Genomic DNA, 17,212 nt, shown 5'->3' with positions numbered 1-17,212 from the left:
TGTCCGTTGCAATTCCCGATCAAGAAAAACTACGGCTAAAAAACCTTGTTTTTCTAAATCGGGAGATTTTCCCTCCCATCGGGGCTCATATCTTTGACTATGTTAAAAATATGAAATGTATCTTTGAAATACAACAATTGATAAGCAAAACGAAATGGCCAAATTCTATCGGGGCGAAATACATCTTTTGATGATATTGTAGACATTAGGTTAATCCATTTCGTTTTTATTACATTTCGAGTCACAATAGTACTTAAAGACCAGAATTTAATTTGGATCTTGTATAAAAAATGAGCAAAGATTTATGTAATATTTTGTTTATTGATTCTAAATCAAAGAGTTATGAATTTAAAGTATTCTGTTGGATTAGACGTTTCAAGCAAAAAAATTAATGCTTGTATTAGTGTTATTGATGAAAAACAAAAGGTAACTGTAAAGTCAAGTACCATTATTTCTAACACATTAAAAGGATTTTCTTCTTTGGAAGAGTGGATTTTAAAGCATAAAAAGGAAACTATTCCTGTGGTAATTTGCATGGAAGCTACAGGGATTTATCATGAGAATTGTGCTTATTGTTTGTTTGGGAAAGGATTTGATGTTTCTATAATTTTGCCTAATAAAGCAAAAAAATATTTGGAAGCTATTGGGCTCAAATCAAAAAATGACAGCATTGATGCCAAAGGATTATCACAAATGGGAGCCGAACAGTGCTTAGATTTATGGCAACCAATGGGATCCTTTTTCTATGAATTACGATTGTTGACAAGGCAACATCAAAATGTTACCGAATTGAAAACGGTTTTAAAAAACCAATTAGATGCGTTGAGTTTTGCAATGCACCATTTGGATTCAGTTACAAATCAATTAGAGCAAACCATAATTTTATTTGAGACACAGCTCAAAGAGTTGGACAAAGAAATAAAGATTCATTTGAAATCTAATAAAGAAGTTTATGACAAGACTGAAAATATATTGAAAATGAAAGGATTAGGAATTTTAACATTGAGTACTATTTTGGCTGAAACCAACGGTTTTACATTATTTACGAATTACAAACAGTTAGTGTCTTATGCGGGTTATGACGTAGTTGAAGCACAATCAGGAAAGCGTGTTGGTAAAACCAAAATATCAAAAAGAGGGAATTCAAGAATAAGACGCGCCTTACATATGCCGTCATTGGTAGTTATTCAATGCAAAGTTAAACCCTTCAAAGATTTATATGATAGAACCTATGAAAAACATGGAATAAAAATGAAAAGTTATGTGGCGGTTCAAAAAAAGATACTGACAATGATTTATCATTTATGGAAAAAGAATGAAGCTTACGATGCTATTTATCAGCTAAATATCCAAGAAGAGGAGCAAAAGTTGACCTCTCGGGCAATTGGCTTCGAAGAAGACACAATAGCAAAAAATAGCCCCAACATAAAAATTGAGGCTACACAAGGTAAACATCCAGTGAATAATCGCAAGAAGCTTCCTCTCGGTGTAACAAATATATAAAAATTAACCAAAATAAATTAGGTATTGAAGATAGTACCTATGCTACAACTTTAAATTTTCATAAGAGCCAATGCAAACAACATATAAAAAATCTGTATTTTTATGATTTCAAAATAAAACCATAAAATGAAAAAAATAGTCCTTTCATTAGTACTCCTGTTGTCTGTAACATTAGTTTCTGCCCAAAAAACAGAATATACCACCGTTAGCAATATCCATTATTACAACGAAGCAACAGCCAATAGTGATGCGTACATCAAAGAACGTTGTGTTCTCGATATCTATTACCCAAAAAACACCAAAGGATTTACCACTGTAATTTGGTTTCATGGTGGTGGTTTAACCTCAGGCAGTAAAGAACTTCCAGAAGGACTCAAAGACAAAGGATTTTGTGTTGTTTCTGTAAATTATAGACTATCCCCAAAAGTAAAAGCACAAAAATGTATTGAAGATGCAGCAGCAGCCGTAGCTTGGACATTCAAGAATATTACCACTTACGGCGGAGATGATTCACTGATTATTGTTTCAGGACATTCGGCGGGTGCGTACTTATCATTGATGGTGGGATTAGACAAAAAATGGCTGAAAGCTGACGGAATTGACGCCAATTCCATAGCAGGATTGATTCCGTTGAGCGCTCAAACCATAACCCATTTTGAAATTCGAAAAGAAAGAGGCATTCCAGACACACAACCCATAGTTGATGAGTTTGCCCCTTTGTATCACGTTCGTGCTGATGCACCACCGTTATTGCTAATTACAGGTGACAGGGAAAAGGAAATGTTGGGGCGCTATGAAGAAAACGCCTATATGATGCGAATGATGAAAATTGCCGGCCACAAACAAACGACTTTGTATGAATTACAAGGTTTTGGACACAATATGACAGAACCCGCTTTTCCGTTAGTTATTCAAGAAATTAAAAGAATTACAGCTTTAAAAAAGAAATAAAATGACACCACACTTATTAATTATACCAGGACTTGGTGATTCTGGCGAAAAACACTGGCAAAGCTTTTGGTTACAAAAATTCAGCAATTCGACCAAAGTCACACAAGACAATTGGGACGAACCTCAACTCGACGAATGGCTGGACCGACTTGACAATACCATTCAGAAAATTGATGAACCGATTATTTTAGTGGCTCATAGTCTAGCGGTTTCCCTAGTGATGCATTGGGTTTCCCAAAACAACAATCCAAACATTGTGGGTGCTATGCTTGTCGCTCCCGCAGATGTGGATTCGCCTGAACATACACCTGATTTCCTAAGACACTTTGCTCCCATTCCAACCCAAACTGTTCCTTTTCCGTCGCTGGTTATAGCGACCGAAAACGACACGTATATGTCTTTGGAAAGAGCACAAGAATTGGCAACGTACTGGGGAAGCGATTTTATAAACGTTGGTTTTAAAGGACACATCAACTCCGATTCCAATCTGGAATACTGGGAAGAAGGGCAAACTTTTTTACACCAATTAATCGCAAAAATAAATTAATTCTATAAATAACGCTATTCAGTCAAATACATTGACAAACATAGAAGTCATATAAGTTTTTAATTTAAAAAATCAAGTTAAATCAAAAGTTCATTTAAGTAAAATTACTTAAACTACGAAATTTTTTCAACTTATATCTCCTTTAAAATCTATGTTTTAACAAACTAATAACTTTATACTTATATGACTTATATGTTTAAAATTAGACACTCTTTATTTAGAATATAACAACAAAAAAACTTTAAAAATGACAAATCCAATAGTTTCCGCAGCCTGGCTTCAAGAACATTTGAATGATTCAAATCTAATAATTCTCGAAGCTCGATTAGACCAAAACCAATCTAACTTAGAGAATCAAAATTCCGATTTACAAATAAAAGGTGCCCGCTTATTTGATATCAAAAATAATTTTAGTGACACCAGCAATCCGTTACCAAACACTTTTCCTTCTGAAGAAAAATTTACAGCGGAAGCCCAAAAATTAGGTATCAACAAAAATAGCATCATTGTCGTTTACGACACGTTAGGAATCTATTCCAGCCCGAGAGCTTGGTGGATGTTTAAAGCAATGGGACATTCTAATGTTTTTGTTTTAAATGGAGGATTGCCGGAATGGATTAAAGAAGCATATCCAACAGAAAAACAACAACCTAGAACTTATCCGAAAGGAGATTTTGAGGCAAAATTTCAACCCGAATTAATCAAAAATAAAGAGCAGATTTTGGAGAACATCACCTCCAAACAGGCAGTATTGATGGATGCCAGATCTTCCGACCGATTCTATGCCAACAACGAAGAACCAAGAGCAGGTTTAAGAAGTGGACATATCCCTGGTTCCATAAACATTCCTTTCACTCAGTTACAACAAGACGGAAAGTTCAAATCAAACGAAGAACTAAAACAAATCCTAAAACTAAACGATCAGCCTTTACTTTTTACCTGTGGATCTGGAATTACCGCTTGTATTGTTTTATTGGCCTGTGAATTGATTTCGGACAATCCAAAAGCCGTTTATGATGGTTCTTGGACCGAATGGGGTTCTAGTAATTTGCCGATTGAAAAATAGACAAATCGAAAACATTGATAACCTGAACGCTATTAATCATTAATCTTTTATTCTTTGAAAGTCCTGCAAGGTTTTTTTAACCTTTTAGGTATAATCACTATTGACAAAATACCTACAAGGTCTCGAAAAAGACCTCGCCGGAATAGTAAAGCACATAATTTACTATCCATTTTTTATGCAACCTTTATCGAGCTAAGGTTGATAGTTTTTCACTTTGCCCAACACTACCCAATTCGCAATCCGTTTTCTATTTTAAAATCAGGAGCCAACAAAATAACATCTCCCTCCTCGCCTACTGCGCCAAGCACTAGACATTCGCTCATAAACTTTCCGATTTGTTTTTTGGGAAAATTGATAACCGCCACAATTTGTCTTCCAACCAAAACTTCTTTGGTATATCTTTTGGTTATTTGCGCAGACGTTTTCCGAATTCCAATAGCGGAACCAAAATCAATAGTTAATTGAAAAGCGGGTTTTCGGGCTTCAGGGAAATCTTGAACTTCGAGTATCGTTCCTACACGCATTTCAATTCGTTCAAATTCTGTCCATGTTAATGGAAATAGAGTTTCAGGAGCCATATTTTTTTTAAAAAATAAAAATAATTATTTTAAAAATAATCAAAAAAGAGTTTTGTAAAAATAAAAAATAAATTATAATTTTAGAAAGAATCTTAAATATTTAATTATGAGTAATTTACAACAATACCCTCGAGTATTTTCACATATTGGAATTTCTGTTCCCAATATCGAAAAAGCGATTGAATTTTATAAAAATGTGATGGGATGGTACATTATTATGAATGTCACTACAGTAAATGAAGAACAAGAAACTGCAATTGGTCAAATGTGTATTGATGTTTTTGGAACAGGATGGAAAACATTTAAGATTGCACATTTATCTACAGGAGATCGTATTGGAATCGAGTTGTTTGAATTTCCACAAAACATAAAACCGCAAGCTGAATTTGAACCATACAAAACTGGTGTTTTCCATTTTTGTGTTCAAGACCCCGATGTAGAAAGTCTTGCCAAAAAAATTGTTGAAGCAGGTGGAAAACAAAGAATGCCAATAAGGGAATATTATCCAGGCGAAAAACCGTATCGAATGGTCTATATGGAAGATCCTTTTGGGAATATAATCGAAATTTATTCTCATTCGTATGAACTACATTACGGAGCTGGAGCTTACCAACATGACATCAGTTAGAATCAAATACAATCTTTTCAAAGATTAATTAAAAGATTTCCGAAGAAACATCATGCTGTCATTTTTTAATATTTAACAATTGAATTAAAAGTCATACTTCTATTTTTTTTAAAATAGTCTATTTTATCTGTTGGAGTACAGTCGAGAAACAGTTGTACATATCAAGTGCGCTCGATAATACAAAAATAGGATTGAACTATTTTGAATTCATTGGTAAAAAAAATCCCAAAACGTTAATAAAACGTTTTGGGATTCCTGTTTTTAGTCTTACATACTCGGACCATAAAATAAGGTCCAGTAAAACTTTTTATTTCACTTCCATCAATTCAACATCGAAAATCAAAGTAGCGTTTGGTGGAATAACGCCACCCGCTCCTGCTGGTCCGTATCCTAAATCAGATGGGATCACAAAACGAGCTTTGTCTCCAACTTTCAATAGTGCAATACCTTCGTCCCAACCTTCAATTACCTGACCTTGACCCAAACGAAATTCGATTGGTTTTTTTCTTGGGTACGAAGAATCAAAAACTTTACCGTTCTCCAATGAACCTTCATAGTGAACTGAAACAGTTTTACCACTTTCTGCTTGTTTTCCTTCACCTCTTTGGATGAATTGGTAACGCAACCCACTTTCTGTTTTTTCAAAACCAGCTGCTAATTTTTCCATTTTAGCTTCAGATTCTGCTTTCAAAGCGGCTAATTTTTTCAAACGAGCTCCTTTTAAACCAACGAAAGCTTCAATAGCATTCCATTTTTGAGCTTCTTCACCTACTCGGATGATTTCAACTGAATCTAATGAATCTCCTTGAGCAATTGCATCTACAACATCTTGTCCTTCTACAACATTTCCAAAAACGGTATGTTTGTCATCTAACCAAGGCGTTGCAATATGTGTGATAAAAAATTGAGAACCATTAGAACCTGGACCTGAATTTGCCATAGACAAAACACCTGGTGCGTCATGACGCAAATCTTGATGGAATTCATCATCAAACTTGTAACCTGGATCACCAGTTCCAGTTCCTAGAGGACATCCCCCTTGAATCATAAAATCTGGAATAACTCTGTGAAAGTTTAAACCGTCATAGAATTTTTGACCTTGAGGTTTAATTTTGTTTTCCATATTCCCTTCGGCAAGAGCAACAAAGTTACCAACTGTTCCAGGAGTTAAATCGTGTGTTAGTTTTACCAAAATCGCCCCTTTTGCGGTGTTGAATTTAGCGTATATTCCGTTTTCCATTGTGTATATTTTTTATTGAGGTGCAAATTTACGAATAAAATTATAGAATGAGAAAATTTGAGGATTTGATTGCTTCAAATGTATTTTTCCTAATTATTTTTAAAAACATTGATTAAACAAAATCCGATTTTAAAATCGAGTACAAATTCAAATCAATAAAGGTATCATACAGCAATTCACCTTGTCGAATCACTCCTTCTTTGGTAAAGTTTAATTTTTCGGGAATGGTTTTACTTTTGAAATTTTCGGTTCCGCATTTAATTTCGATTCTATTTAATTGCAATTCCGAAAAACAAAAATCAATAATCGCCTTGCAGGATTTGGTCACACTACCTTTTCCTTGAAATCCTTCAATAATCCAATATCCAATTTCTCCAATTTTGTTTTGACCGTCTATTTTATACACGCCTATTCGGCCAATTACTATTGAATTTTCAACAATTACAAAAGCATATTCGTTTCCGTCTTTATTTCTTTGCATCGTTCCATTTACAAAATTTTGAGCAAATTCAACAGTTTGCATTCGGTCAACGAAAGGCAACCAAGGACGCAAATGAGTTCTGTTAGCGTCAACCATTTCAAAAATGGGTTGTGCATGATTTTCGTTAATCAATTCAAGTTTTAAGGTATTATCGATGATAATTGTCATTTTACAATATTTTAAAATTATTAAAATATAAATATTTTAAATTGGAATAAACAAATTTAGAAAAAGTAATAAATTTCAAATAAATTCTCACTAATCGTCAAACCCAGATTCTGTATTAAAAATTTTCCGCATCTGAATCCAGACACTTTAAAAAAATTACTCAATATATTCCAATATATCTCCCGGCTGACAATTTAATGCTTTACAAATTGCCTCAAGAGTACTAAAACGAATGGCTTTTGCTTTTCCAGTTTTTAAAATGGAAAGATTAGACAGAGTCACCTCCACTTTTTCGGAAAGTTCGTTTAGTGAAATTTTACGTTTGGCCATCATAACATCTAAATTAACTACTATTGCCATAACTTAAATGGTTAATTCGTTTTCAGCTTGTATTTCTGCTCCTCTTTTAAAGACTTGTGCAATAACCAAAAGTATGATCCCCATAAACAACCAAACGTCTGCACCTCCTAATCGTAAACTCTGAATATCAGGCATTGTTATCCCTTTTGCAATTAACCATTTTGTATATTCAACTCCCCAGTTAGAAAACAAACCAATTCCTAATGCCAAATAAGACATATTAGAAATAAAATGCTGTATTTCGGTACTAAATGGTTGAGTTACATTTATTTTTTTGTTGTTCAGGATTTTCACAATTAAATAAAAAAGAAAGGCTTGCATGATTGCAACGATACACATTAGTGAAATTTCAGTAATAAAAAAGCCTTTATCAAAATCATATAAGCTTGACAAATCAACATGTTGCCAAAAGTTTTTTGCAGCAATAGAGTTGATCAATAATGCAAAAAAAGCATTGAATAAAACTCCACCAGCGTTTATACAAAGACCTATAAAAATAATCCACGAAAGCACATGCAGCACTTTCAACATCTGTTTTGTTGTGATTTTAATTTCCATAATTACTTTTTATGTTTAAAATTATAGAACAAAAATAACATATATTTATTGATAAACAATAAATATATAATGATAAAAAACAAAAATGTTTTATTTTTTTATTAAATATGCTCATTTATTATTTAAGTCTTAAGCCATGATTCCGCATTAGAAATCTACTGTATCTTAATTCTTCTCCAAAACAAAGCACTCAATCCTGTTTTAAAATTCGATAGAAAAAAGTCTCCTTTCATCAAATTAGTTCGTAAGCATTTGCTTTTATTGAAATATCCAACTACAGTACGAAGTCTAATACTGAATCTGGATTAAAAGTAGAATAGTACTTTTTATATTTAATTCCACTAAAGCCTAGCCCAGATGGTAATGGAAAGCCCAGAGTGCAAAAAGCTAATTTTTCTTGTCCTAAAAGAGCGACCAAAGGAAGCTCCTTTTAGGGCTTAGAAAAATAGTTTTTTAAGCGAGGACTTGAAATGAACAGCTGGATTAGCTACTGAATGGTATAACTTTTAGAGTCAATTTCGGAAAGATGAAAATAGCCAAATGGATAATCATCGGGATTGGTTTTATTGATTATATTTCCACGCAATGTGGCTGGGGGAGTTGAAAAAGGATTACCGCCCTCTGAACCTGCAATATTGATTAATTTAGACATATAATTGCTGTATTTTTCAGTAATACCTTCTACACTATAGGCTAATACATCACCTTTTTTGAGTTTATCATCTTGATAAATGGCAAACATTAGATTTCCTTGAGTAAATTCATCTGTAAGTACACCATATTCAGGATGAACGAGGTTGCTGTTTTTTACTCCTACGAGATAAAAATTATTTTCGGTTGGATTGTCTTGAAAATAATATTTGATTTCATAAATGTCTTTCCCGCCAAAACCTGGTTTTATGGTTTGTTCTGTTTTTTCTATTATTGGAGTAGGCATGAATTTGGACGAAGAGGTGTAATTTTGTCCTTTATAGGCTACACTAAGTTCATATACATTATCGATAATTGGGTTGAAATTGGTGCAAATGTATTCTCCTGTTTGCCCGTCTTCAATAAATTGATAGGTAACTGGAGTACTCAGGCTTGTATTGGTGACTGTGACAGTAGCTCCTGTTGCTACTGGGATTGTATTGGAATAAAAATCTGTAGAATTTGTTAATTTTATTTTTTGAAGACTTCCTGTGGTTCCCTTTTGCCATTGTATAGAGGCATCGATCACTAATTTTGGAGTACCTGTTTCTAAATTGACATTGACAACATCTTCACAACTTATTAGGGATATTGATGTGATTAGTATAGCTATGTATAGTTTTATCTTTTTCATTTTTTAAAATTTAAAATTATAAGAAACAGATGGGACAATTCCAAAAATGGATAGTTTGACAGCTTCGTTTACACCTGTTTCTGCATTTTCTCTAAAACTGATAGAAGCAGCATTTTTTTGATTGTAAATGTTGTAAATACTAAAAACCCATTCGCTTTGCCAGCCTTTCTTTTTGTATGGTTTTGGGATGTAAGTAGCCGAAACATCCAAATGGTGGTATAACGGAAGGCTATTTTTGTTGCGTTCCCCATAATCGGGTACTACAAGGTCTTTGTATTCATATTGCATATTTGGATATGTCACAGGTTGTCCGCTTTGTAAAGTGAAGTTTCCTCCAAAATTCCATTTTTCATTTAAAGTGTAATTGGCTGTAACGGCTATATTATGCAATTTGTCATAGGCAGAACGATACCATTGGCCGTTATTGATTCCTATTTCGTCAGGGGTTCTTCCCGGTGTTCTTTGTTGGGATTTTGATAAAGTATAAGCAATCCAACCATTAAATTTTCCTGTGTTTTTTCGAAGTAATATTTCTAAGCCATACGAGCGCATTTCGCCATTAAGAATTACTTGTTCAATGGCTTCGTTAGCGATTAAATTGGCGCCATCTATGTAATCCATTCTATTTTTAATTTTTTTGTAGAAACTTTCTACTTCTAAGGTGTATTTGTTTGCCGAAAAATTATTGAAATACCCAATCGCTACTTGATCTGCAATTTGCGGTTTGATGTAAGAATCACTTGGCGTCCAAACATCAAGCGGAGTCGGAGAGGCCGTGTTAGAGACCAATTGAAGGTATTGCACCATGCGATTGTAACTTGCTTTTACGGATTGGTTTTCGTTTAACTCATAAGCTGCTGAAAATCGAGGTTCAAGATTGTCAAAACTGGCAATGGTTTTGTTTTTGTTGTAATAAGTAGTTCCAATGGGTTTTGCTTTTTCGTAAATTTTTAAATCAGAATCATAGAATACAGGCTGATTGTTTTGGTATAAATTAACGGTTGAATTTCCCAATCGGTTAAACATACTATACCGAAGACCATAGTTTATGGCTAATTTATCGGTTAGAATTTGTTCGGCTTCAAAATAGATCGCATTTTCAAAAGCGTATTTTCGGTCTAATTGTTTGTATTTAATATTAGAACTTGAATTAATAGGGTCTATTGTTCCAGGGTTGAAGTCATAATAAATAGAGTTGAACCCGTAGTTTAGCTTTAGCTTATTGGATAAATAATGCTTGAAATCATATTTTAAATTATAATTTTTAATACCAGAATCCCAATTAAATCCAATGAAATCAAGTGTTAATCCATAATAATAATCGCTATAGATTACGGATAAATTTGAAAATAATTTGTCACTAAAAAGATGGTTCCATCTCAAATTCAGTGTTGTATTGCCGTAAGTATTAGAAAAGCTTTTGTTTAATGAAAATATATCACGACCAAAATATCCAGAAAGGAATAAATTATTATTGGTATCGAGTTTGTAATTCAACTTTGTATTAAGATCATAAAAGTAAGCGGAATTCTTATTGTCAGTTAGTTTTAAAAACAGATGGGCATAGGATGCGCGACCTCCAATTAAGAACGAGCCTTTGTCTTTTACAATAGGACCCTCGGCAAGAATTCTACTTGAAATCAAGCCAATTCCCCCATTCATGTGAAAGTCTTTGCTATTTCCATCTTTTTGATAAATATCCAAAACCGAAGAAGCACGACCTCCAAATTTGGAAGGTATTCCGCCTTTGTATAATTTTAAATCTTTAATGGCATCGGGATTAAATACAGAGAAAAAACCAAAAACGTGTGAAGAATTGAAAATAGTAGCTTCGTCAAGAAGAATTAAATTTTGATCCGCACCTCCACCTCGTACATTAAAACCAGATTGCCCTTCGCCAGCATTTGTAACTCCCGGAAGAAACAAAATGGACTTTATTACATCAACTTCACCTAATACAACTGGCATTTTTTTGATAGTCGAAATTGATAGTTTATTGACGCTCATCTCTGGTTTTCGAATGTTAGCAGTGGTTTTTTCGGTAGTAATTACAACTTCTTTAAGTTCTTGACCAGATTCACTTAACGAATAATTTTTTTTGATGTTTTGTGTCAAAGAAATTTTTTCTGAAATACTGGTAAAACCGACATAGCTTATGACAATTTCGTAATCTCCCTTGGATAAAGTAAGAGAGTAAAAACCATATTCATTGGTAATAGCATACGACTTTGTTCCGTTTGCAATTATGTTTACACCAATCAACGTTTCATTGTTGTTTGTGTCTGAAATAGTTCCACTGATAGTGTATTTCTCTTGTGAAAAGGAATAAAAATGAAAAGTTATAAAAAGAAGGAATACGAATATTTTTTTTATTGAAATCATTGATTGGATTTTGAGGTACAAAATAAATGAATTAACATTTGTTAAGTAGAAAAACAAGTGTTAATCTAACGTTAAGATGCAAATTTTTGATTGAATACGGATTCAGCATTAGACATTATTACGCAGAGTCACACGAAGAATTCGCGAAGAATCACAAAGTTTTTTAAGCCATTCAAAGAATTCAATTTCCCTTTGCGTGTCTTTGCGAATCCTTTGCGCATCTTTGTGAAATTTTTCCTATTGCGGAATCTCGGTTGAACTTACGTTGTAATTCATTTTAAATGGGATCTGATTTTTATCTTCTATTCCAAATAATAGTATATGAAATTATGTTCAAAAATGTTAGTCAATATTAGTAGTAAAAAGTTACATTTTGAAGAAAGTAAAAAAAAAGACAACCGTTTCTGGTTGTCTTTTAAATATATAAAATAGAATAAACGAATTGAATTAAGCAATTTTAGCCAAAATACTATTGAAAGTTTCGCTTGGACGCATAGCTTTGTCCGTTAATTCTGGATTTGGTTGGTAATAACCGCCTATGTTTTGAGGTTTACCTTGAGATCCTATTAATTCGGCATTGATTTTAGATTCATTAGCAAAAAAATCGGTAGCGATTGGCGTGAATGTTGCTTTTAATTCGGCATCTTTGTCTTGAGCTGCCAAAGCTTCTGCCCAATACATTGCCAAATAAAAGTGTGATCCACGGTTGTCAATTCCTCCAACTCTACGAGAAGGAGATTTGTCTGTTGCTAAGAATTTTTCAGTAGCTGTGTCCAATGTTTCAGCCAAAACTAATGCTTTTGGGTTGCGTAAAGTTTGTCCTAAATGCTCTAATGAAGCGCCTAGTGCTAAGAATTCACCAAGAGAATCCCATCTTAGGTATCCTTCTTTTATGAATTGCTCAACGTGTTTTGGAGCCGAACCTCCAGCGCCAGTTTCAAATAAACCTCCACCATTCATTAATGGAACAATAGAAAGCATTTTGGCTGAAGTCCCAACTTCTAAAATTGGAAACAAATCGGTTAAATAATCACGCAATACATTTCCTGTTACCGAAATAGTATCCAATCCTTTGATGATTCGATCTAAAGTAAAATTGGTAGCTTCAATTGGGTTTAGGATTTGGATGTCTAAACCAGTTGTATCATAATCTTTTAAGTATTTCTGAACTTTAGCGATAATTTCTCTATCATGTGCTCTGTTGTTATCCAACCAGAAAACGGCAGGAGTATTAGACAAGCGAGCTCTGTTTACAGCTAGTTTTACCCAGTCTTGTATAGGTGCATCTTTCGCTTGACACATTCTAAAAACATCATTTGCTTCTACATCTTGCTCCATCAAAACATTTCCGTTTGTATCGACTACACGAACAACACCGTCCCCTTTTAATTGGAACGTTTTATCGTGAGAACCATATTCTTCTGCTTGTTGTGCCATAAGTCCAACGTTTGGAACACTTCCCATTGTTGTTGGAACAAAAGCACCGTGTTTTTTACAAAAGTCAATAGTTGCTGTATACACACCTGCATAACATCTGTCTGGAATAATAGCTATAGTATCTTGTTGTTTTCCGTCTTTATCGTACATCTGTCCCGATGTACGGATCATGGCCGGCATAGACGCATCCACAATTACATCTGAAGGTACGTGAAGATTGGTAATTCCTTTGTCTGAATTTACCATTGCTAATGCTGGACCATTCTCGATTGCTTTTGTAATTGCAGCTTCTACTTCAGCTTGCATTGGGTGACCTGCTATTTTTGCATATACATCACCTAAACCATTGCTAGTGTTGATGTTTAATTCTGCAAATAAAGCAGCATATTTTTCAAATACATCAGCAAAGAAAACTTCTACTATTGCACCAAAAATAAGTGGATCAGAAACTTTCATCATCGTAGCTTTCAAGTGAACAGAAAGTAAGATGTTTTGTTCTTTTGCCTCTTTTATTGTTTTAGCAACAAAAGTTTTTAATGCGTTTAAGTGTAAAACAGAACTGTCTATAATTTCACCAGATTTCACAGGAGTACTTGCTTTTAAGACTGAAGCCGTACCGTCTTTGGCAACAAATTCAATTTTGACATCTGTTGCATCATTTAATGTGATTGATTTTTCACTTCCGTAAAAATCACCACTTTCCATAGATGCTACACGCGTTTTTGAATCTGCAGACCATGCACCCATTGAGTGCGGATTGGCTTTAGCGTAATTTTTAACCGCTTTTGGTGCTCTACGATCTGAATTTCCTTCGCGTAAAACTGGATTTACAGCAGAACCTAAAATTTTTGAGTATTTAGCTTTGATTGCTTTTTCGTCTTCGCTTTGAGGGTCTTCTGGGAAATCTGGCAAAGCGTAACCATGTGATTGTAATTCGGAAATGGCAGCTTTCAATTGTGGAATTGAGGCTGATACATTTGGTAATTTTATAATGTTTGCTTCAGGTGTTGTAGCTAATTTTCCTAATTCCAGTAAAGCGTTTTCCGTTTTTTGATCTTCTTTTAAAAACTCCGGAAAATTGGCAATGATTCTACCTGCAAGAGAGATGTCTCTTTTTTCTATTTCTATATCCGAAGTAGCGGTAAATGCCTGAACAATAGGTAAAAAAGAGTAGGTTGCCAATAGTGGAGCCTCATCTGTTAGGGTGTAAAAAATTTTAGCTTTTGATGTCATTTTTTTATTTTTTAAAATCTAAATCACAATTTATAAACGGTATTTTGCCCAATTACAACGATTGAGTTAAGGCGGGCAAAGATATGAAAACAAGTTGTAATAGAGATTGAAATTGTCTATAAAAAAATAATTATACAAAGGTATTCTGTGATATTTTTAAATATTTAGAATTTGATATTTTTAACGCCTTTTAATTTCTAAATTCTAAATTCTGAGGGGGTATAATTGTCAAAAAAAAAGTCCCAATTTCGATTTTCATCGTATTGGGACTTTTTGTAATAAAGAAAATAATATAGATTATCTTCTTTTATCTCTAATTTTAGCTTTTTTACCAGTAAGTTCTCTGAAGTAGAAAATTCTAGCTCTACGTACAGCACCTTTCTTGTTGATTTCAATTTTTTGCAAAGCTGGCAAGTTAACTGGGAAGATACGCTCTACTCCAACTGCTCCTGACATTTTACGAATTGTAAAAGTTTCTGTGTTTGCAGAACCTCTTCTTTGAATAACAACACCTTTAAAAAACTGTGTTCTTGTTTTTTCACCCTCTTTAATTTCGTAGTAAACTGTGATAGTGTCTCCAGCTCCAAATACAGGGAATTCTTTTCTTGTTACGAATTCGTCTTGAACGAATTTCATTAAATCTGCCATGATGTTTTTTTATTATGGTTTTTATCAAATCAACATTCGCGGACTTCGCCAGAGGTTAATCTAAATTTGGGTGCAAATGTAGAAAAAAATGTTTAAAGTTTAAAGTTTAATGGTTTAAAGTTTAAAAAAAAATCAGGCTAGTTTTTTATTCCCCCTTCGGGGGTTAGGGGGCTTATTCCTCAAGCAAATCCGGCCTCCTATTCTTCGTATGTTCGTAAGCGGTATCTTCTCTCCATTTGTCAATTTTGGCAAAATGGCCGCTCAATAAAACATCGGGAACTTTCCAGCCTTTGTAATCGGCAGGTCTAGTATATATTGGACCCGAAAGCAATCCGTCTTGAAAACTATCTGTCAAAGCTGAGGTTTCGTCACTCAAAACACCTGGAATCAATCGAATTAATGCGTCGGATAAAACCAAAGCGCCTAATTCTCCTCCAGACAAAACATAATCGCCAATTGAAATTTCTTTGGTTATAAAATGATCGCGTACGCGTTGGTCTACTCCTTTATAATGTCCACACAAAATAATAATGTTTTCATACATCGACATAGTATTGGCCATTTTTTGGTTTAATGTTTCACCATCAGGAGACATATAAATGATTTCGTCGTAGGTTCTTTCACTTTTCAGGTGAGTGATGCAAGCATCTATTGGCTGAACAGTCATTACCATTCCAGCACCTCCGCCAAAAGGATAATCATCCACACTTTTTTGTTTGTTGGTTGTATAATCTCTTAAATTATGAAAATGAACTTCAACAATTCCTTTGTCTATAGCGCGTTTCATAATCGAAGCTTCAAAAGGACTTCTTAATAACTCAGGTAATACAGTAATGATATCAATTCTCATGTTGCTTTTTTAAGAATGGCAAAGGTATAAATTTTTTAACCGAAAGCTACAAGTCTTCAGCACACAAAGCTTGGCGAACTTAGCGCAATTCTTTGCAGGCTTTGCGGTTAGATTGAAGCTAACTAAAACTCCAATCTTTGTAACTCATTTCTTTTTGTATTTTTTCTTCTATTTTTTCAGATAGTTTATGATTGAAATCAATTCCAGTGATTTGTTCAATGGCATCAATGGTTGTGGCAAAAGTGTAAAGTGGTGCATCCGATTTTTTATTGGGAACTAAAAATGGAATCATAACCAATCCTTCATTTTGAACCCGAACCACAATTTTAAAAAAATAATCGGGAACGGATACTTCTTCTTCGCCAATAGTAATCAAGTTATCATGCAAAATGCTGCCTGTTACAATAAAAAGGGCGCTGTATTTATCAGCCCAATACCTTATTTTTTGTTCCAATCTATTCCATACACCAGCATTGAATGCTCTATTTTGAGGTGCTACATTCGAAGTTAAAAAGGTTTCTTGGTAGGCTTCTTCAGAGAATTTCATATCTGCTGCCGGAACGAGATGCCCTTTGTCAAAACCTGTATCTTTGTAGTTTTTCCAATGTGCTGAATCGGTATCGACTAACGGATCTTGTTTGAAATAAGGTCTTTCAAGATGATGTTGTGATTTAGAATTGGCTGTTAAATAATAGGCAGCCCACTCTGCTTGTTCGTGTTTTTCGGAGTACGACAGGAAAAAATGTTTATGTCTAATAATAGTCATCGACTAATTTGTTTTTAAAGAAATGTAAACTAAACTCCAAACTGTTTTAAGTGGTGATCCACATGTTTCCACATTAATTTGTCCCAATTTTCATAAGTCATTTTGCCCCAAAACGGGTGGTCTATTATTTTGATTGTTTGTGGCCCTCTTGCAAATTGACTAAAGCTTTCAATAAATTCCTTTTTGGCAATTTCAAGATCATACTGATTGGTAAAAACAAACTCTTTGGCAGTAGGGCTGTTTTTTTTGAATTCACTATTAAAAACTTTGCTTTTAAGCGTTTCGCCAAGAAAACGCATCAAGAAATTCACTTTTACATCTTGTTTGTCAAAAGCTACATTAATAGCGCTGGTACAATGTTTGCACATTTGGTCGACTGTCATTTTCCCCCATAATGCTTTAGATTCAGTAGTAAGCGAATTAATTCTGGCAATTTTAGCATCATTATCTGATTTGTTAAAAATAGAGCTCATATTGTTTCCTTTTGTTATT

The 17,212-nt window shown here is 33.9% G+C and carries 17 protein-coding genes; 5 read left to right on the top strand and 12 right to left on the bottom strand.

Annotated elements, in window-relative coordinates:
• Window positions 1-342: 342 nt before the first annotated feature.
• The 4 genes from OZP06_RS13035 to OZP06_RS13020 all read left to right on the top strand — a co-directional run bounded on the left by OZP06_RS13035 (window position 343) and on the right by OZP06_RS13020 (window position 4,067).
• Window positions 343-1,503, top strand: coding sequence for an IS110 family transposase (locus OZP06_RS13035; RefSeq protein WP_269222240.1), 1,161 nt, complete (start codon window positions 343-345; stop codon window positions 1,501-1,503).
• A 126-nt stretch (window positions 1,504-1,629) separates the two neighbouring features.
• Window positions 1,630-2,454, top strand: coding sequence for an alpha/beta hydrolase (locus OZP06_RS13030; protein ID WP_269222239.1), 825 nt, complete (start codon window positions 1,630-1,632; stop codon window positions 2,452-2,454).
• A gap of 1 nt (window position 2,455) precedes the next feature.
• On the top strand, window positions 2,456-3,001 hold the full coding sequence (locus OZP06_RS13025) for an alpha/beta hydrolase (RefSeq protein WP_269222238.1): 546 nt from the start codon (window positions 2,456-2,458) through the stop codon (window positions 2,999-3,001).
• 247 nt (window positions 3,002-3,248) lie between these two features.
• Window positions 3,249-4,067: a sulfurtransferase gene (locus tag OZP06_RS13020; RefSeq protein ID WP_269222237.1), complete on the top strand. Its 819-nt coding sequence runs from the start codon at window positions 3,249-3,251 to the stop codon at window positions 4,065-4,067.
• A gap of 224 nt (window positions 4,068-4,291) precedes the next feature.
• Here OZP06_RS13020 and OZP06_RS13015 read toward each other — a convergent pair whose 3' ends face one another.
• Complete coding sequence (locus tag OZP06_RS13015; RefSeq protein ID WP_269222236.1) at window positions 4,292-4,645, bottom strand: tRNA-binding protein; 354 nt, start codon at window positions 4,643-4,645, stop codon at window positions 4,292-4,294.
• A gap of 106 nt (window positions 4,646-4,751) precedes the next feature.
• Between OZP06_RS13015 and OZP06_RS13010 the strand changes: the two genes are divergently transcribed.
• Entirely contained in the window at window positions 4,752-5,273 is a 522-nt protein-coding gene (locus OZP06_RS13010) for a lactoylglutathione lyase family protein (RefSeq protein WP_269222235.1), read from the top strand.
• A 307-nt stretch (window positions 5,274-5,580) separates the two neighbouring features.
• On the opposite strand, the gene OZP06_RS13005 is transcribed toward OZP06_RS13010, so the two are convergent.
• The 11 genes from OZP06_RS13005 to OZP06_RS12955 form a co-directional block, all read right to left on the bottom strand.
• Complete coding sequence (locus tag OZP06_RS13005) at window positions 5,581-6,513, bottom strand: peptidylprolyl isomerase (RefSeq protein ID WP_281323810.1); 933 nt, start codon at window positions 6,511-6,513, stop codon at window positions 5,581-5,583.
• Window positions 6,514-6,625: 112 nt separating this feature from the next.
• A complete protein-coding gene (locus tag OZP06_RS13000) occupies window positions 6,626-7,162 on the bottom strand; it encodes a GNAT family protein (RefSeq protein ID WP_269222234.1) in 537 nt (178 codons plus the stop codon).
• A gap of 156 nt (window positions 7,163-7,318) precedes the next feature.
• Window positions 7,319-7,522 (bottom strand): helix-turn-helix transcriptional regulator, encoded by a 204-nt coding sequence (locus tag OZP06_RS12995; RefSeq protein WP_269222233.1) that lies wholly within the window; start codon window positions 7,520-7,522, stop codon window positions 7,319-7,321.
• Window positions 7,523-7,525: 3 nt separating this feature from the next.
• Window positions 7,526-8,080 carry a DUF2975 domain-containing protein gene (locus OZP06_RS12990; protein ID WP_269222232.1) on the bottom strand — a complete coding sequence of 185 codons (555 nt, stop codon included), beginning with the start codon at window positions 8,078-8,080 and terminating at the stop codon, window positions 7,526-7,528.
• Between the two features lie 487 nt (window positions 8,081-8,567).
• On the bottom strand, window positions 8,568-9,404 hold the full coding sequence (locus OZP06_RS12985) for a DUF4249 family protein (protein ID WP_281323809.1): 837 nt from the start codon (window positions 9,402-9,404) through the stop codon (window positions 8,568-8,570).
• A 3-nt stretch (window positions 9,405-9,407) separates the two neighbouring features.
• Window positions 9,408-11,786: a TonB-dependent receptor gene (locus OZP06_RS12980; protein ID WP_281323808.1), complete on the bottom strand. Its 2,379-nt coding sequence runs from the start codon at window positions 11,784-11,786 to the stop codon at window positions 9,408-9,410.
• A 447-nt stretch (window positions 11,787-12,233) separates the two neighbouring features.
• A complete protein-coding gene (locus OZP06_RS12975; RefSeq protein ID WP_269222230.1) occupies window positions 12,234-14,456 on the bottom strand; it encodes an NADP-dependent isocitrate dehydrogenase in 2,223 nt (740 codons plus the stop codon).
• A 297-nt stretch (window positions 14,457-14,753) separates the two neighbouring features.
• Window positions 14,754-15,104 (bottom strand): 50S ribosomal protein L19, encoded by a 351-nt coding sequence (rplS, locus tag OZP06_RS12970; RefSeq protein WP_269222229.1) that lies wholly within the window; start codon window positions 15,102-15,104, stop codon window positions 14,754-14,756.
• 172 nt (window positions 15,105-15,276) lie between these two features.
• Window positions 15,277-15,954 carry a tRNA (guanosine(37)-N1)-methyltransferase TrmD gene (trmD, locus tag OZP06_RS12965; RefSeq protein WP_269222228.1) on the bottom strand — a complete coding sequence of 226 codons (678 nt, stop codon included), beginning with the start codon at window positions 15,952-15,954 and terminating at the stop codon, window positions 15,277-15,279.
• A gap of 118 nt (window positions 15,955-16,072) precedes the next feature.
• Entirely contained in the window at window positions 16,073-16,720 is a 648-nt protein-coding gene (locus OZP06_RS12960; protein ID WP_269222227.1) for a DNA/RNA non-specific endonuclease, read from the bottom strand.
• Between the two features lie 29 nt (window positions 16,721-16,749).
• Window positions 16,750-17,193, bottom strand: coding sequence for a DUF1569 domain-containing protein (locus tag OZP06_RS12955; RefSeq protein ID WP_281323807.1), 444 nt, complete (start codon window positions 17,191-17,193; stop codon window positions 16,750-16,752).
• Window positions 17,194-17,212: the final 19 nt, after the last annotated feature.

Source organism: Flavobacterium sp. IMCC34518 (genome assembly GCF_027111095.2).
Taxonomy (GTDB): domain Bacteria; phylum Bacteroidota; class Bacteroidia; order Flavobacteriales; family Flavobacteriaceae; genus Flavobacterium; species Flavobacterium praedii.
The sequence above is the reverse complement of the archived record's forward strand: the minus strand, read 5'-3'. Positions and strand labels throughout refer to the sequence as shown.

Coding starts and splice junctions, on each gene's coding strand:
- OZP06_RS13035 (WP_269222240.1), top strand. CDS start 343: ATGAATTTAAAGTATTCTGTTGGATTAGACGTTTCAAGCAAAAAAATT.
- OZP06_RS13030 (WP_269222239.1), top strand. CDS start 1,630: ATGAAAAAAATAGTCCTTTCATTAGTACTCCTGTTGTCTGTAACATTA.
- OZP06_RS13025 (WP_269222238.1), top strand. CDS start 2,456: ATGACACCACACTTATTAATTATACCAGGACTTGGTGATTCTGGCGAA.
- OZP06_RS13020 (WP_269222237.1), top strand. CDS start 3,249: ATGACAAATCCAATAGTTTCCGCAGCCTGGCTTCAAGAACATTTGAAT.
- OZP06_RS13015 (WP_269222236.1), bottom strand. CDS start 4,645: ATGGCTCCTGAAACTCTATTTCCATTAACATGGACAGAATTTGAACGA.
- OZP06_RS13010 (WP_269222235.1), top strand. CDS start 4,752: ATGAGTAATTTACAACAATACCCTCGAGTATTTTCACATATTGGAATT.
- OZP06_RS13005 (WP_281323810.1), bottom strand. CDS start 6,513: ATGGAAAACGGAATATACGCTAAATTCAACACCGCAAAAGGGGCGATT.
- OZP06_RS13000 (WP_269222234.1), bottom strand. CDS start 7,162: ATGACAATTATCATCGATAATACCTTAAAACTTGAATTGATTAACGAA.
- OZP06_RS12995 (WP_269222233.1), bottom strand. CDS start 7,522: ATGGCAATAGTAGTTAATTTAGATGTTATGATGGCCAAACGTAAAATT.
- OZP06_RS12990 (WP_269222232.1), bottom strand. CDS start 8,080: ATGGAAATTAAAATCACAACAAAACAGATGTTGAAAGTGCTGCATGTG.
- OZP06_RS12985 (WP_281323809.1), bottom strand. CDS start 9,404: ATGAAAAAGATAAAACTATACATAGCTATACTAATCACATCAATATCC.
- OZP06_RS12980 (WP_281323808.1), bottom strand. CDS start 11,786: ATGATTTCAATAAAAAAAATATTCGTATTCCTTCTTTTTATAACTTTT.
- OZP06_RS12975 (WP_269222230.1), bottom strand. CDS start 14,456: ATGACATCAAAAGCTAAAATTTTTTACACCCTAACAGATGAGGCTCCA.
- rplS (WP_269222229.1), bottom strand. CDS start 15,104: ATGGCAGATTTAATGAAATTCGTTCAAGACGAATTCGTAACAAGAAAA.
- trmD (WP_269222228.1), bottom strand. CDS start 15,954: ATGAGAATTGATATCATTACTGTATTACCTGAGTTATTAAGAAGTCCT.
- OZP06_RS12960 (WP_269222227.1), bottom strand. CDS start 16,720: ATGACTATTATTAGACATAAACATTTTTTCCTGTCGTACTCCGAAAAA.
- OZP06_RS12955 (WP_281323807.1), bottom strand. CDS start 17,193: ATGAGCTCTATTTTTAACAAATCAGATAATGATGCTAAAATTGCCAGA.